Genomic DNA, 14,689 nt, shown 5'->3' on the forward strand with positions numbered 1-14,689 from the left:
TATAGCCTTGCGGCTTTGATTTAATATACAATCCACTTCGATCTTTAGCAGGGTATCCCCAGGAATTAATCGTCTGACAGACAAATGAACGTACCTCTGTACCATCATCTTTCTTGATCCCAACCATGCTGATTACTTCATCAACAATTCCAGGAATTTCACTGGCAGTTTTAGCCCCTTCACATTGAGGCAGCCAGGTTGGACGATTGCAATCATCAAGATACTGACCTAAAGTGCCAACTATGATGATGTCTTTATCCCGAATATGTTGAAACTGATTGAGCCAAGCCATCATCTCCTGAGCAAGTGTGCCGTAAGCAGCTCTTTTATCTTCTCTTCCCGATCTATCAGAAAAAGCTTCAGGTTGCATCCTTGCCCATAAAAAGCATAAACGTGATGCAACAGTGATACTATCGATAAAAATGCAATGATATTTAAAAAACTCCGAAGAAAGAGCTTTGTACTTGCCAGATACATGCTCATAGTGCCTTTGACTATATGCTTGATCAGACTTCAGTGCAGGATTTGGCCCACCAATAAGACAAGCTATATCTCTTGCCTCATTCCAAGTACGAACGCTGATTGAATCTCCTTTCCAGTCCTGAACTGCCAAAAGCCCTGCTTCAAAATCAAGACAGAGTGTTGTCGACTCATCGAGAGTTTTAAGTAGACTAGTTTTGCCGATTCCATAAGGTCCAAAGATTACCATTTTTACACCTGTTACTGTTTTTACTCTTTCTTCGTTACTTATTATTTTTAGAGTCATAATCTCCCCCTATGTTTTATATACCGGAATGGTTCTCTGTTGTCGGAGGTTCTAGAAAACTTTTTTTGTATGTCGTCTTATTCTTCTGAGAATGTCATAGACTGTTGTCCTTGCTATTCCACGTATTTCAGCTACTTCTGGAACACTGAAGATTTCTAGCTGTCTGCATAGAACTTGCCATTCTTGAGGTAGTGTTGAGACAATGTAATCAAGATCACTACGGTCTGCTATTTCATCTTCAAAACGGCACCTTTCATCAGCAATGTTATCTAAAATAGTATGATCTATGTATAATATACCTTGTTTGCCACCACGCTTTTCGCATGATTGCCTATACACTAAGTTAATGGCACGGCACTTAACGAGTTGTTTAACAAAAGCGACAAAACAACTTTTACTCTCGTCATATTGAATAATTGTTGGCCAAACAAGTAAAAAAAGTTCTTGTTCAATATCTTCAATACTTTCATCGGCAAAACATTTAAGGCGTTTAAGACATTTTGCATAATACTTTACGTACTTAACAACTATAGGATTAATTCCCGAGTAAGAGTTCTGCGATTTCATAATTTTTCTTGAATAATTAACTTCTTCAAGAGTGATCGTTTTCGGAGACTGATTGTAATTGCGGAGCAAAATTAAACAATTGCGATGCGATTTTTAACTTACTGATATTCTATGCTTTTTTTTTGAGAATAATGGCGATAGCAATTTAAATAATGGTGATGGCGCACAACAAGCAGCAATTACGGTATAGAGCATATAGGGAGCATTTAAAGGTTTTGAACTATGAATTTCGGTTTAAGCAGTGAAGAATTAAAAGCAGAACTATTGTTGCAGATAAGATCGTGTCTTCCGTACTTACTACCTAATGGAACTTTTTGCAGAAATGAGTTTCAAGTAGGTGATATCTGGGGTAATAAAGGAAAAAGTTTAAGAGTAGAGCTAAGTGGCAGTAAAGCCGGATTATGGAATGATTTCGCAACCGGGGACAGTGGTGACATTATCGATCTTTGGGCGGCTGTGCATAGAAAAAACGCCAGGACAGAGTTTCCTGAAGTAATGGCTTCTATAAGTGAATGGCTTGGCAAACAACACACTAGAGAAAAAAAGAGTATCAAAGATCTAGAACAGTACATGACTTGTAGCTGGAATTATTACGATGAAAACAACCAAGTTATTGTTATAGTTTACCGATATGATCCACCTGAAGGAAAAGAATATCGTCCATTTGATGTTAAAACGTTGAATTATGCTTCACCAGAAATAAGGCCTCTATACAATATTCCAGGCATTTTGAAGTCTGATAAAGTTATTCTGGTTGAAGGAGAAAAATGTGCTGAAGCGCTGATAGAACAAGGGATTGCAGCTACAACAACAATGTCTGGAGCAAACGCACCAATTGATAAAACAGACTGGTCACCACTTAAAGGTAAGCATATTATCATTTGGCCAGATAATGATGAAGCAGGTAAAAAATATGCTAAAAATGTTGAAAAAAAGCTTTTAGAGATCGGAGTTGCATCACTTGCTGTTCTTGAGATTCCGCAAGGTAAACCTGAGAAATGGGATGCTGCTGATTGTGTAGAGGAAGGTATAGATGTCAAAGAGTTTTTAGCTTCAACTCTGTTACTTACTATTGATACTCCAGCTACTGATACTTCAAATATGAAAAGTTTAGAAAGATCCACAAAACAGCCACTTAACATTTTAGATTGGAGTGCAGAGCGCTTTGTAGGTCCGGTACCAGAGCAAAAGTTTCTTGTTGAAGGGATATTTCCTTTAGGTGTTACTTCAATAATAGCAGCAATGGGAGATACAGGCAAAGGAATGCTACTTCTTGATTTAGCACTTAAAGTTGCAAGTAATAGAGATCAAATGTGTGGCTTTGGTTCACTTGTTACTGAACATGGATCAGTAGTGATTTTTTCAGCAGAAGATGATGCAAGTGAGATACACCGCCGCTTAGAACGACTCGACCCTAAGTGTGAAAGGTTGAAACATAAAGATAAATTATTTATTGTACCACTGCCAAACGTTAGAGGATCACTTACAATACTCAGAAATGTTCGTGGTAAAATCGTCGAAGTTTCTCCTGAATTCGAATCCGTAATGAAACAGCTCGAGGAAATTAAAGATCTGAAATTGATAGTATTTGATCCACTTGCTTCATTTATCCATGCAGATATAAATGCTGATCCTGCTGTAGGGGATTATCTAATGTGCTTATTATCTGATTTAGCATGTAGTACTGGAGCTTCGATAATTACTGCTCATCACATGAGAAAGCCAAAAGGAGAAAAACCGATATTAACTGCTGAACAAGCACGCGATGCAATTAGAGGTACCTCTGCTCTTGTTAATGGTGTTAGATGCTCATACGCTTTTTGGCCAATAGAAAATACAGCTAGGCTAGAAATCTTTAAAGCAGTAGGAGAAACACCAAGACAGAATGCTTTGTTTCATGGGGCAGTTGTGAAGGCCAATGGTTTAGCTGATCGCACTGTAAGAACTTACCTAAGAAATCAGGAAACAGGGCTACTAGAAGATATAACAATACAACTAACAGTTAAAAATGCTAGTGAAAAAGACCTTAAAATATGTCTTACTGATGCAATTACACGATCTGCTGCTTCAGGACATCCATTTACTCACACAGGAAGCACAGGAGTATATAAGCAACGGCATAGACTACCTGAAGTTTTTCACAGCATGGGAAGAGATCGACTAGAGCGTATAGTTCAGGAACTTTTACAAGCAAAGCAGTTAGTTAAAGGAATGTCTACAGGTGCAAAAGAAGATAAATGGCTTGATATACCAACAGGACCATTTGCTAAGGGTAAAGGTGATTTTAATTTAGGTGCAGGAAAGTTTGAAATAGCTAACTCCTAAACTTTTGAAAATTGTGAGCTTTTTTGTCTCTAGAAAGTACAGCAAAAATGATTTCCGGACCTACCCAATTTCCAACGTTTCCGGAGAATTTACCAAGTTTTGGAAATGAGAGTGTATTGCAGCTAACCTATTGAAATTCGGCAACTTCCAGCTACTAAATATAAACAATGTTACGTTTCCATTTTAAAAAAATTTAGTCAATTTGGTAACACTCAAACCTGCCAGACTAGCTGCTTTCCAATTTCCGAAAACCTATATATTATATAATATATGTAAATAATGCATACGTAGATATATAAAGTAATATAAATAAATATTAGGATAGAAAATATAAGTATATAAAACACATACTGCTAGTGTCATTAAAGCTAAAAAGGGGAAAAGAATGAAAGGAAAAGAAAAATGCCCGTAATTGCGTTTTAAAACGATTCTATGATCTGAGGATAAGAGTTATACCACCCTGACCTAACTAACGCTTGTAACACCCTTTAAAAGGCAAATAAAAGGTATTCCTAATGATTCTATTGGTACAAATAAACTTACATGTAAGTTTGACGTCATTTTTATTCATTGTAAAGAAAAAATTTGTATGAAGGTCTTATTTAGAAAACTCACTTGATATTTTTCAGCTCATATACACCTCTTTCAAGCTATCTGGCAAAAGATAAACGCTCAGAAGAAACAATATAAAGCGATTCTATATTTTTACCTCTTCCTGATTTCTTTACTTTTATGAGATTTAGCCCTAAGCTTTTACACTTTTTTGATCAAGACTTTTCTTTTCTTCTATCAATTTATCAAAGTCTGACTTGTATGACTTGTCCTGTGTTTTTCTAAATATCTCATATTCTTTTGTAGCTAAGGTAATTGCTACTTCATGAGAGACTTTGCCATAACTCTGCAATATATCTTGCTCATTAAATTTTAAAAATGCATCAAGTTTCTCTTTCCAATCCTTCATATACATTATTTTACCTCTGGCAGCTTGAAACTCTGCATAATCTATATACATATTTACTATCCTGTTTAGCTGAGCAATTTCATTTTTATCTAAATAGTTTTTTGCTACTTGCGTGTCGGAAGGAAAGATTTTTCCCTTAGGTGCCTTACGCCAATTTGTTAAGCCCATATTAGGTTTACTTCCATCCACTCTATTTGCAATAATTTCTGCCGCTGTATTTCCAGTAATAGCAAAATGCAATTTGTTCTGTACTACAGCAAAGAAATTTTTCGTTTCAACTGAGCAACTTGCATAGTCTACTGAAGTTGCATAAATGTCTGTGATTTTCTGATAAGCTACACGCTCACTTGCACGAATTTCTCTAATTTCTTCAAGTAACTCATCAAAAAATCGAGTGTCAAATTTAGAGCCATTTTTAAATCTATTACTATCAATCACAAAACCTTTGAAAATATACTTCTTTAGTTTATCAGTTGCCCATGTACGAAAAGCAGCACCACGCTCTGAATTGACACGATAACCAACTGATATCACAGCCTCTAAATTGTAGAAAACTACATCACGTTTTACCTCTCTTTCTCCCTCTTTTTGAACTATCGAGGATTCCTCGGTAGTTGAATTTTTGTCTAGTTCTTTACATAGATAAATGTTCTTTAGGTGCAATGAAATATTATCAATTGAACAGTCAAATAACTCTGCCATATGTTTCTGAGTAAGCCATAGATTTTCATTTTCAAATCTAACTTCAATACATACCTTTCCGTCATCTGTTTCATAGAACAAAATTTCATTATAATCTAGTGATTTGTTGTTCATATACTTCCTTAGCCATGTACTGCATATATAACACCTTCTGCTTTAAGTGACAAATTTTTAGACGCAGAGCCAGTCAATTGATACATAGAAAAAGTTGTATACAATATCTCTGTTCGTTTCCCTCTTACTACAACCTATAATAAAAATATAAAGTTATCCGATAAAGGAGGTGAAAACCAAAAGGTCCATAATTGCGTTTTAAAACGATTTTGTAACTCTGGGATAGCTTTAACGCTTGTAACACCCTTTAAAAGACAAATAAAAAGCGTTTCTAATGATTCCATTGGTGCAAATAAACTTACAGGTAAGTTTAGCGTCATTTTTATTCATTGTAAAGAAAAAATTTGTATGAAGGTCTTATTTATAAAACTCACTTGATGTTTTTGCAATAGCCAACTCATGTTACTTCTACCATAAGGAGGGTGACAAAATGTCCCTACCCTTTAAAACGCTTTAGGAGGTCCTTATAACACTATTTGTAATTTAGGTAGGAAGAAACCTTCTTTTTTAAATTAATGCGTGTAGACCCCTTTAAAACGCAAATAAAAGGCATCTTTAGTAATTTTACTGTTACAAAACAAACTTGCTCGCAAGTTTATCACGGTTTTTATGCTTTGTAAAGAAAAATTTGAAAAAATTGTAAAAACACAGCTACGTAGCCGACAATCAACTTTGCAATTTAAAATTATTTTAACTTTTTTTTCAAATTCATCATAAAAAACCATGAGAAACACGGTAATACATTAGTATAGGGGCAATGAAACAGATTACCTTGTAGGATGATTCTTGGATTTCCGTTGTTGGTCAGCAAAAAACTATAAATTGCTAGTGTATTTTGAAGGAACCAAACGATATTTAGTGCTGCTCGTAGTCAATGTTTTGGTAATTTTATGATAAATGTAATAGATTGTTCAAGAGTAAAAGTAGGTTGGTTCACCTCCTGAAAAAGAATTCACAGTACAAAATTGGCTCTCTGTAGGGATATCTCAGTGGTGATTATGAAGTTGGTAAGTCCCTTCTCGCTCAGCAATTAATGACAGCAGCTGCTACCGGAAAACCTTGGCTCAGTATAGATGTTAAACAAGTTAAGACATATGCTTTATTTTGTGAGGATGAAAAAAAAGATCTTATACGCAAGCAATGTGCAATAAATGAATTATACCAACTGAATGCAGATTCTCCTGATCTTGTCAACAATATTCGTTTATTATCTCGAGTAGGTGAAAATAATTCACTTATAGTTTTCAATGACAGCTATACAGGTCCCTTATTTTCACGATTTGCTTGAAGACATAAAATCTTTTCAACCAAAACTTGTGATATTGGATGCAGCTTCAGATTTATTTGGAGGAGATGAAAATATCTGTACTCACCGTAATGCAGCTTTGTTGTGCCAAGCAAGGACAGTAAATTGCGCTGTTTTGCTGTGTAAACACGATACAAATATAGATATGTGGCATAATAGGGCATTTTACTTATCTAGATCAGAAGAAGCAAGTGATGAACGTGTTCTACAGTTCGGAGAATTTAGTCATTTTTTGCGTTATCAAGATGGGGTCTTTGTAATTTAGGATGTCTATTTTAACACTCGACCTCGGCAAACAAACAGGTTGGGCTATTCTTACAGATGGAGTAATGCAAAGCGGAAGTGAGAGTTTTCATGGTAGCCGTTTCAGCGGAGGTGGCATGTGCTTTTTAAGTTTTAGTAATTGGCTTAATTCCTTGAAAGACATTTCTACAGTGTACTTTGAGGAGGTAAGGAGACACCTTGGAACTGATGCTGCGCATTGTTATGGTGGTTTCTTTGCTGTTTTAGCTGCTTGGTGTGAAAAGCATCATATACCTTATCAAGGTGTACCTGTCAAGACGATAAAACGTTTTATCACCGGTAAAGGCAATGCAAGTGTGGCAAAGTAGTGTTAACGGCAGGGGTTGATGTACAAAAAGATCGTTTAGAGGCAGAAATTGTAGCATGGGGAAAAAACCGAGAAAGTTGGTCAATAGACTACCAGGTATTTGAAGGAGATCCGGGAGGAGAAGAAGTATGGGGAAAACTTTCGGAGTTATTAAATCATCATTTTATCGGTGAAAATGGTCTTGAATACATGATAAGTATGATGGCGGTAGATGCTGGTTATGCAACACAAGAGGTATACAACTGGGTAAGAGGTCACCAGGGCTCTGGGAGAGTAATGGCAGTGAAAGGGGCAAACAAAGCGCTAGTGCCACTTAGCAGCCCAAGTAGAGTAGATGTAACAGTTAGCGGACAAAAGCTAAAGAAAGGAATGAAGCTGTGGCCAGTTGGGGTATCGATATTAAAGTCAGAGCTTTTTCAGCTACTTAATGTTTTAACAGAAGGGGCGCCGGGGTATTGTCATTTTCCAGAGTATCCACCTGAGTATTTTAAACAGCTAACCGCAGAGCAACTAATTACCAAAGTAGTAAAAGGATATACCAAACAAGAGTGGCAAAAGATGAGAGACCGAAATGAAGTACTAGATTGCAGAGTTTATGCAAGAGCAGCATCGATAGCACTGGGAGTAGACAGATGGCCAGAGAGTAAGTGGGAGAGTTTAGTAGGTGAAAAAACTAAAAAGCCTAAAAAGGTAAGAAAGAGTAGATGGCTGGGTGAGAAGAATGTACAGCAGTGAATATTTAGCCCAAGTTGAAGAAGCGATAAAGAAGCTGCAAAGAGGGGAAAGGGTTGTCTCAATTGCATATGGTGACCATGTAGTTCGGTACGGGGAAGTTCAAATAAAGGATTTATTGGAGCTCAGGCAACGAATCAAAGCAGAGTTAAAAGTTGCAGGTGTGAAGCCGAAGAGAAAGATTGTTATTGCAACGAATAAAGGGATCATATAATGATAAAAATCGTTGAAAGGAACACTATGACAAAAATTATAGGAAAAGAATATACAGAATTTTTAGAGCAGCTGAAAGAACATATTGCTATTAGTCGTTATAAGGCAGCAAGAACAGTAAATAAAGAACTGCTACTGCTTTATCATTATATTGGAACGCGGATTCTAGAAAAACAAAAGAGTCAGAGTTGGGGATCTAAAGTAATTGAGCAGTTAAGTAGAGACTTAAAGGCTGAATTCCCGGAAATGAAAGGTTTTAGCACGAGAAACTTGAAATATATGCGTCAATTTGCAGTGGAGTATCAAGATATTGAATTTGTGCAACAACTTGTTGCCCAATTGCCGTGGGGACATAATGTATTTCTAATGGACTTAGTTCAGGACAAAGAAGCGAGGCTATTCTACATAAAAGAAGCTATTGAACATGGCTGGTCACGTAACATTATGGTGATGCAGATAGAGCTTGGTCTACATAAACGTCAAGGGAAAGCTATTACTAACTTTGAAGAAAAATTACCATCTCCACAATCCGATCTAGCACATTACACATTAAAAGATCCATATATTTTTGATTTTTTAAGTATAGGTAAGGATGCTCACGAAAGAGAAGTAGAAAAGGGACTTGTAGGGCATATGGAAAAATTTCTGTTAGAACTCGGTGAGGGATTTGCATTTGTTGGTAGACAATTTCATTTAGATGTTGGTAATAAAGACTTTTATATTGATTTATTATTCTATCATTTAAAGTTACGTTGCTTCATAGTAATTGAACTAAAAGATAAAGATTTTAAACCAGAGTATGCAGGTAAAATGAATTTTTATCTTTCCGCAGCTGACGATTTACTGAAGCACTCGACAGATCAACCTTCTATAGGGTTAATCTTATGTAAATCTAAAGACGATGTACTTGCTAAATATACACTCAAAGACATAAATAAACCAATAGGATTAGCGGAATATCGAATAACTGAAAATCTACCAGAAAACATCAAAACAGCTTTGCCAACAATAGAAGAGTTAGAAGCTGAATTATCGAAAGTTTCAGATAAGGAAAAGTAATGCTACTAAAATCATTCAAGCAATTATTCCGCAAACCACCAAAGTCTAAAGGTTCAGCATGGAGGTTCAGGAAGGAGATTATTGCACTTTCAACCAGAGTCAGGAAGTATAAATAGCTTACTTTCCCAAAGCCTTGAACACTTACGCAGTCGGTCTCGTGATATGGTAAGAAAGAACTCCTATGCAGCAAACATAATCGATACGATAGTGAGTAATTGCGTTGGAACAGGAATAAAACCGCAATCAAAAGCTAAAGATGCAGAGTTTCGGAAAAAAGTGCAAGAATTATGGCTGAGATGGACAGATGAACCAACAGGACCAGAGCCTGCGATGATAATGTTTTTCATTTTTACCTCATATGAACCACCTAATGCTAGGCTTACCATAATATGAGATATAATGTAACAGTTTTTTTATTTAGAAATAGACTACTGTGGTGATTGCTGTGCTGCTACAAAACGCTCATGTTCTACTCTTGCCATTTTAGTACTGGGTTTAAATATCTCATATGTGATACGACCAGCTGCAAGTGCTGCTACTGTAACTATAGCCGCTGCGCCTATTATACGTGGTGCATCTGGTGTAATGCTACCGGTTGCAAAAAGTGTTATTGCCGCCACAGCCCCTAGTAACAGTGTTGAATAACGAACAAAGAGGCCTCCATTGCGTGCTTTTTCAAATTGTGCTAAACACCCATCACCAGACCCAGGTGAAAGCTTACTATTACCCACAAATAAAAACATAGTATTGTATTTACTCAAATAATTTAATTTTATTAACCTGAAAGCTTATTAGATTAAAATTATTAAACTAAGAGTTATAATTTTAGCAACTAAAAGCTGTAAATTGCACCATATAAACAGTTATTTCAAGCAAAAGTTATGCCATTAAGAGCTATGCAACAAACATTTATATTTGTGGGTAATAGTAAGAGGTGAAAGGAGCCATGCACGCCCGTATACATAGCTATATACTGGAGTTTCACTATTTTTATCCTTCACCCAAGGATCTGCACCATTTTGTATGAGAAGCCGTATTATAGATTCACTACCACTAACTGCAGCATAATGTAAAGGAGTACATTCCCAGATATCTTTTGTATGAACATTTGCGCCGTTTTTTATTAGAATCCTTGCTGCTTCTAGCTGATTACTTTTAGCAGCTGCATGTAAAGGAGTATGGCTATGCTTGCCATCAACATCTGCACCACTTTCTATCAGAATTTTTATTATGTTCGTATGGCCATGTTTAGCAGCCACATGCAGTAATGTACCTTGCCAACTAGCAATATTAGTAGTAAATTGGCAGTCTAATGAAAACTTACTTTCTTTCCATACATTATATTCTTCCTTTGCTAATGCTCCTTCAAATCCACTATCTAGTTTGCTTTTCTCTTCTAGTTTTTTCTTTATCTTTTTAACTATATTATTCGAGTTTAAATCTTGATCATTATTTAATACTTCCAGTATTTCATGTAGCGGCTCCATAATCACCCTCTCTCTTTAATTAAATAATACATTATGACTACCCTGTAGAAGAGAGTCAATTAAAAGGCATTTGAGGCAAAACTTTCTACAAATTAAATTATGTAAAAAAATGTTTGCACATTATGTAATTGTTCAATATAAATGGCATTAATTGTCAAGATAAGGTGTTTTATGCAAGCTGCAGAGTAAAAAACAGAACAGCAAATATTATCAAAAGAACTAAGAGAGGATAAAAGGCTACAGTTAACAAATATAACTGAAGAGCAAAAAGCTGCAGCAATAAAGCAACTTGAAGCACGAGGAATCATCATCCGCAAGGGAGTTTAAACGCCAACTGCCTAACTGAAGAGCAGAGCTACCAAACATCTTAAAACACACAGCATTAAGGGGAAAAAACATGCAAAATCCATTTACAAATCCAGCATTTAGTATGACGGAATTAACCAAAGCAATAAACATATTGCCGATAAATTATGGTTGCGTCGAAAATTTAAATTTATTTCCAAGTAGATCGGTAAGATTTCGACATATTACGATAGAAGAACACCACGGAGTTTTAACTTTATTACCAACACAAGTCCCAGGAGCACCAGCAACAGTAGGGAAAAGAGGAAAAAGGAAAATAAGGACGTTTACGATACCACATATTCCCCATGATGACGTAGTATTGCCTGAAGAAGTACAAGGAATAAGGGCATTTGGGTCAGAAAGCGAACTTACGGCACTGGCGAGTGTAGTAACAGATCATCTGGAGTTGATGAGAAACAAACACGCAATAACGTTAGAACATTTGCGAATGGGGGCGCTCAAAGGAATAATTTTGGACGCAGATGGCAGTGAGTTATTAAACCTTTACAACGAATTTGAAATTACGCCAAAAGTAGTAAATTTTGCGCTGGGAACAGCAACCACCGATGTCAAGCGTAAGTGTCTGGAAGTATTGAGGCATGTTGAGGACAACTTAAGTGGTGAATATATGACCGGGATTCATAGCCCTGAGTTTTTTGATGCATTAACTTCGCATGCCAAAGTAAAAGAAGCATATGAGAGATGGCAAGAAGGAGCAGCACTCCGGAACGATATGAGATCAGGATTTACGTTCTGTGGAATAACATTTGAGGAATATAGAGGGCAAGCAACTGATCCTGAAGGAAACGTAAGAAGATTTATTGAAGAAAATACCGGACATTGTTTTCCACTTGGTACAGCAAGCACATTTACTACTTACTTTGCGCCAGCAGACTTTAATGAGACGGTAAATACACTAGGACAACCGTTATATGCAAAACAAGAGCCAAGAAGATTTGATAGAGGGACCGATTTACATACTCAGTCAAATCCTTTACCAATGTGCCATCGCCCAGGAATATTAATCAAAGTCGTTGCAGCATAACAATACTGGTAGAGCAACTACAAAAGTGGTGAGGCATGAAAGTGCTCTACCAGTATGCCCCTTCTTAGCGTGCATGTAGAGATTAGTGCATAAAGGTAAAGTATGCAAGAAAAAATAAAAAGATTATTGAAAGATTGTTTTGCACATTTAGGAGAGCAAGCGTTGTATGAGTCAAGGGATAAGTCGTACATGGTGCAGATATTAAAGCAACAGCCAGATAAATTATATGGAATTGGTGAAGGACAATTTGTAGGAGAAATTTTGACTTTAGAAGTAAGTGTGTTTGATGTATTAAAGCCAATGGTGGGAGATACTTTTTCCATAGGTAGTTGTAGATACAGAGTACACTCACCGCCGCTTAGGGATAATTCAGGAATAATCTGGAAAATTCAAGCGTCAGGGGTGTAAATGCGTGTTGAAATTGGAATAAGCGGCAGCATTGAGAAAATAATTCAAAGTATTGAAGCTAGCCAAGCTAAGATAACACGAGCAACAGTAAGAGCATTAAACAAAACGGCATTGTGGACAAAAGAGCAAGCTACGAAAGAACTAAGTAAAGATGTGCAAATAAAACGGCAATTAATCAGAAAAAGATTATGGATAACCAGAGCAACAAGAAATTATCAGAGGGCTCTAGTAAAGATAGGGTTATACGGAGTAAAATCTTCAAAGCTTGGCAATATGAAACAAATGGCAAAAGGAGCAAAAGCAGGAAAACATATGTTTGAAGGAGCATTTATTGCTAAGATGCCAACCGGACATAGAGGTATTTTTAGACGAAGAGGAAGGACAGCCTTGCCGATTCATGAAGTTACTGTACCGATCGGAGAAAATGTACAAAAGATAGTAAAAGAAATGGCTAGTTATAAAACAGGAAAAGTGTTTGAGGAATATTTTGAGCATGAGTTGAATGTTCTTTTAAAGAAGCAATGAAAGAATTTTGGAAAGGTTTACATGAGGCAATTTGTAAAACGCTAAAAGAAGAAATCCCAGCAATACAGACATGTGAAGTATATCCTGCAATAAGGAAAGAATTATTAGCGCCAGAGGTGTTTGTAGAGCTTGTGAGTTTGGAACCAGGAAAAGATCCGGGAACAGAGGAATTAGCGTTGAGGGCAAGATTTGAGGCAAGAGTAGTAGTTGATGGAACAGTTGAGGATTCTCAGGTAGTGGTAAGGTCACTGGCAGCGGAAGTTGCGAGAGTAGTGAATAAAAATACTTGGGACGTGGAAAATGTTTCAGCAGGTGAATTTATATCAGCAGGAGGAGATGATTTTAGACCAGAATTAGATGCATATCTAGTGTGGTTGGTCGAATGGGTTCACGAGCTACATACAGGTCAATCAATGTGGTTAGAAACTGGTATTATACCGCATATTATTAGTGTGGGGGAAAATGTTAGACCATAATTTTGCGATTGCAGAGCTAAATAGAAGGCTAGCGAACATTATTCGTATAGGTCTAGTTAAAGAGATAGACTATGAAAAGGCAAGAGTGCGGGTAAAGGTAGGAGAATTTTTAACCGATTGGCTTCCGTGGGTAACGGCAAGAGCAGGAGAAGATAGAAGTTGGTTTTCCCCAGATATTGATGAGCAGGTGATGGTATTATCGCCATATGGAGAGTTGTCATTAGGGGTGGTGTTACCGGCAATTTATCAGCAGAAGTATTTTCCCTCGGAATGCCGAAAAGACGCGCATATTTTAGAGTTTAAGGATGGAACGAAATTATCGTACGATAAGGAGAATCATCATCTTGAGATTGAAGTAGTAGATAAAATAACGCTAAAAGTTGGAAAATCGAGTATAGAGATGACAAAAGAAGGAATAAAACTTAAGGGAAGGAGAGTTGATCTCAATTGACATGAGAAGAGCTATAGTTTGTATAGGAGATCATTGCATGGGGATACCGGTTCATGTTTGTATGAGTGGTAGTAACGACGTTTTTGTAAACGGTAGATCTGTTTGTCGAAAAGGAGATATCTTAACTCTAGGTGAGAAACTAACGCAAGGGTCAAACAGCGTATTTGTTAATGGTATTGGCGTAACAAGAACAGGAGACTTGGCATCGTGTGGTTTTCATGTAATGAGTATTAGCAAAAATGTATTTGCGAGCTAAAAATGCGTGGGATGAGCAATAAAACGGGAAAAGAGTTGGAAGGACTAGAGCACCTGAAACAGTCAATAGTTGATATTTTGACCACACCAATTGGTAGTAGAATCATGAGAAGAGATTACGGTTCAAGATTATTTGAATTAGTAGATAAGCCAATCAATAGGGATTTTACGCTAGAAATTTACGCAGCAACAGCAGAAGCACTACAAAAGTGGGAAAAGAGATTTAAGTTAGAAAAAGTAAAAATAACAGAAGTGAAAGAAGGAAAAGTAACGCTTGACCTAGAAGGATTGTACTTACCAATGGGGGAAAAGATTCGCTTTGATGGAGTTGTGGTATAA

Annotated in this window: 16 protein-coding genes and 5 pseudogenes; 16 read left to right on the plus strand and 5 right to left on the minus strand. The window is 36.7% G+C overall.

The window, feature by feature from the left end:
- Positions 1-31 precede the first annotated feature (31 nt).
- Together ABWU75_RS03625 and ABWU75_RS03630 are read right to left on the minus strand one after the other, a co-directional pair.
- Positions 32-766, minus strand: a pseudogene (locus tag ABWU75_RS03625) (ATP-binding protein); the annotation flags it as partial.
- A 51-nt stretch (positions 767-817) separates the two neighbouring features.
- Positions 818-1,402, minus strand: coding sequence for a sigma-70 family RNA polymerase sigma factor (locus tag ABWU75_RS03630; RefSeq protein ID WP_341814810.1), 585 nt, complete (start codon positions 1,400-1,402; stop codon positions 818-820).
- Positions 1,403-1,555: 153 nt separating this feature from the next.
- On the opposite strand from ABWU75_RS03630, the gene ABWU75_RS03635 reads away from it, so the two are divergent.
- Positions 1,556-3,658 (plus strand): AAA family ATPase, encoded by a 2,103-nt coding sequence (locus ABWU75_RS03635; protein WP_353286632.1) that lies wholly within the window; start codon positions 1,556-1,558, stop codon positions 3,656-3,658.
- A gap of 745 nt (positions 3,659-4,403) precedes the next feature.
- Here ABWU75_RS03635 and ABWU75_RS03640 read toward each other — a convergent pair.
- Positions 4,404-5,435, minus strand: a complete 1,032-nt coding sequence (locus tag ABWU75_RS03640) for a virulence RhuM family protein (protein ID WP_353286633.1) — start codon at positions 5,433-5,435, stop codon at positions 4,404-4,406.
- Between the two features lie 1,033 nt (positions 5,436-6,468).
- On the opposite strand from ABWU75_RS03640, the gene ABWU75_RS03645 reads away from it, so the two are divergent.
- The 7 genes and pseudogenes from ABWU75_RS03645 to ABWU75_RS03675 all read left to right on the plus strand — a co-directional run.
- Complete coding sequence (locus ABWU75_RS03645) at positions 6,469-6,723, plus strand: hypothetical protein (RefSeq protein WP_353286634.1); 255 nt, start codon at positions 6,469-6,471, stop codon at positions 6,721-6,723.
- Positions 6,683-7,006 carry a hypothetical protein gene (locus tag ABWU75_RS03650; RefSeq protein ID WP_353286635.1) on the plus strand — a complete coding sequence of 108 codons (324 nt, stop codon included), beginning with the start codon at positions 6,683-6,685 and terminating at the stop codon, positions 7,004-7,006. Before ABWU75_RS03645 ends, ABWU75_RS03650 begins: the two co-directional genes overlap by 41 nt.
- 1 nt (position 7,007) lies before the next feature.
- Positions 7,008-7,340, plus strand: a pseudogene (locus ABWU75_RS03655) (Holliday junction resolvase); the annotation flags it as partial.
- A gap of 5 nt (positions 7,341-7,345) precedes the next feature.
- Positions 7,346-8,086 (plus strand): annotated as a pseudogene (locus tag ABWU75_RS03660) (terminase gpA endonuclease subunit); the annotation flags it as partial.
- The gene (locus tag ABWU75_RS03665; RefSeq protein WP_353286636.1) at positions 8,073-8,297 is read left to right on the plus strand and encodes a gpW family head-tail joining protein; all 225 of its coding nucleotides are present in this window, start codon (positions 8,073-8,075) and stop codon (positions 8,295-8,297) included. The pseudogene ABWU75_RS03660 and the gene ABWU75_RS03665, both read left to right, overlap by 14 nt.
- Before the next feature lie 26 nt (positions 8,298-8,323).
- Entirely contained in the window at positions 8,324-9,355 is a 1,032-nt protein-coding gene (locus ABWU75_RS03670; RefSeq protein WP_353286637.1) for a YhcG family protein, read from the plus strand.
- A pseudogene (locus tag ABWU75_RS03675) lies at positions 9,355-9,664 on the plus strand (phage portal protein); the annotation flags it as partial. The gene ABWU75_RS03670 and the pseudogene ABWU75_RS03675, both read left to right, overlap by 1 nt.
- Before the next feature lie 119 nt (positions 9,665-9,783).
- On the opposite strand, the gene ABWU75_RS03680 reads toward ABWU75_RS03675, so the two are convergent.
- Both ABWU75_RS03680 and ABWU75_RS03685 read right to left on the minus strand, forming a co-directional pair.
- On the minus strand, positions 9,784-10,116 hold the full coding sequence (locus tag ABWU75_RS03680; protein WP_264731119.1) for a hypothetical protein: 333 nt from the start codon (positions 10,114-10,116) through the stop codon (positions 9,784-9,786).
- Between the two features lie 126 nt (positions 10,117-10,242).
- Positions 10,243-10,842, minus strand: coding sequence for an ankyrin repeat domain-containing protein (locus ABWU75_RS03685; protein WP_264731117.1), 600 nt, complete (start codon positions 10,840-10,842; stop codon positions 10,243-10,245).
- Positions 10,843-11,091: 249 nt separating this feature from the next.
- On the opposite strand from ABWU75_RS03685, the pseudogene ABWU75_RS03690 reads away from it, so the two are divergent.
- The 8 genes and pseudogenes from ABWU75_RS03690 to ABWU75_RS03725 all read left to right on the plus strand — a co-directional run.
- A pseudogene (locus ABWU75_RS03690) lies at positions 11,092-11,169 on the plus strand (head decoration protein); the annotation flags it as partial.
- Positions 11,170-11,239: 70 nt separating this feature from the next.
- Positions 11,240-12,235, plus strand: coding sequence for a major capsid protein (locus tag ABWU75_RS03695; RefSeq protein ID WP_353286638.1), 996 nt, complete (start codon positions 11,240-11,242; stop codon positions 12,233-12,235).
- A gap of 102 nt (positions 12,236-12,337) precedes the next feature.
- Positions 12,338-12,643, plus strand: coding sequence for a hypothetical protein (locus ABWU75_RS03700; RefSeq protein WP_264731113.1), 306 nt, complete (start codon positions 12,338-12,340; stop codon positions 12,641-12,643).
- Positions 12,644-13,168: a phage tail protein gene (locus ABWU75_RS03705; protein ID WP_264731111.1), complete on the plus strand. Its 525-nt coding sequence runs from the start codon at positions 12,644-12,646 to the stop codon at positions 13,166-13,168.
- On the plus strand, positions 13,165-13,644 hold the full coding sequence (locus tag ABWU75_RS03710; RefSeq protein WP_264731109.1) for a hypothetical protein: 480 nt from the start codon (positions 13,165-13,167) through the stop codon (positions 13,642-13,644). The genes ABWU75_RS03705 and ABWU75_RS03710 overlap by 4 nt, the downstream gene beginning before the upstream one ends.
- A complete protein-coding gene (locus tag ABWU75_RS03715) occupies positions 13,631-14,095 on the plus strand; it encodes a phage baseplate assembly protein V (protein ID WP_353286639.1) in 465 nt (154 codons plus the stop codon). Before ABWU75_RS03710 ends, ABWU75_RS03715 begins: the two co-directional genes overlap by 14 nt.
- A 1-nt stretch (position 14,096) precedes the next feature.
- A complete protein-coding gene (locus ABWU75_RS03720; protein WP_264731107.1) occupies positions 14,097-14,351 on the plus strand; it encodes a PAAR domain-containing protein in 255 nt (84 codons plus the stop codon).
- Between the two features lie 2 nt (positions 14,352-14,353).
- Positions 14,354-14,689 (plus strand): GPW/gp25 family protein, encoded by a 336-nt coding sequence (locus ABWU75_RS03725; protein WP_264731106.1) that lies wholly within the window; start codon positions 14,354-14,356, stop codon positions 14,687-14,689.

This window comes from Wolbachia endosymbiont (group A) of Anthophora plumipes (assembly GCF_964028115.1).
GTDB lineage: Bacteria > Pseudomonadota > Alphaproteobacteria > Rickettsiales > Anaplasmataceae > Wolbachia.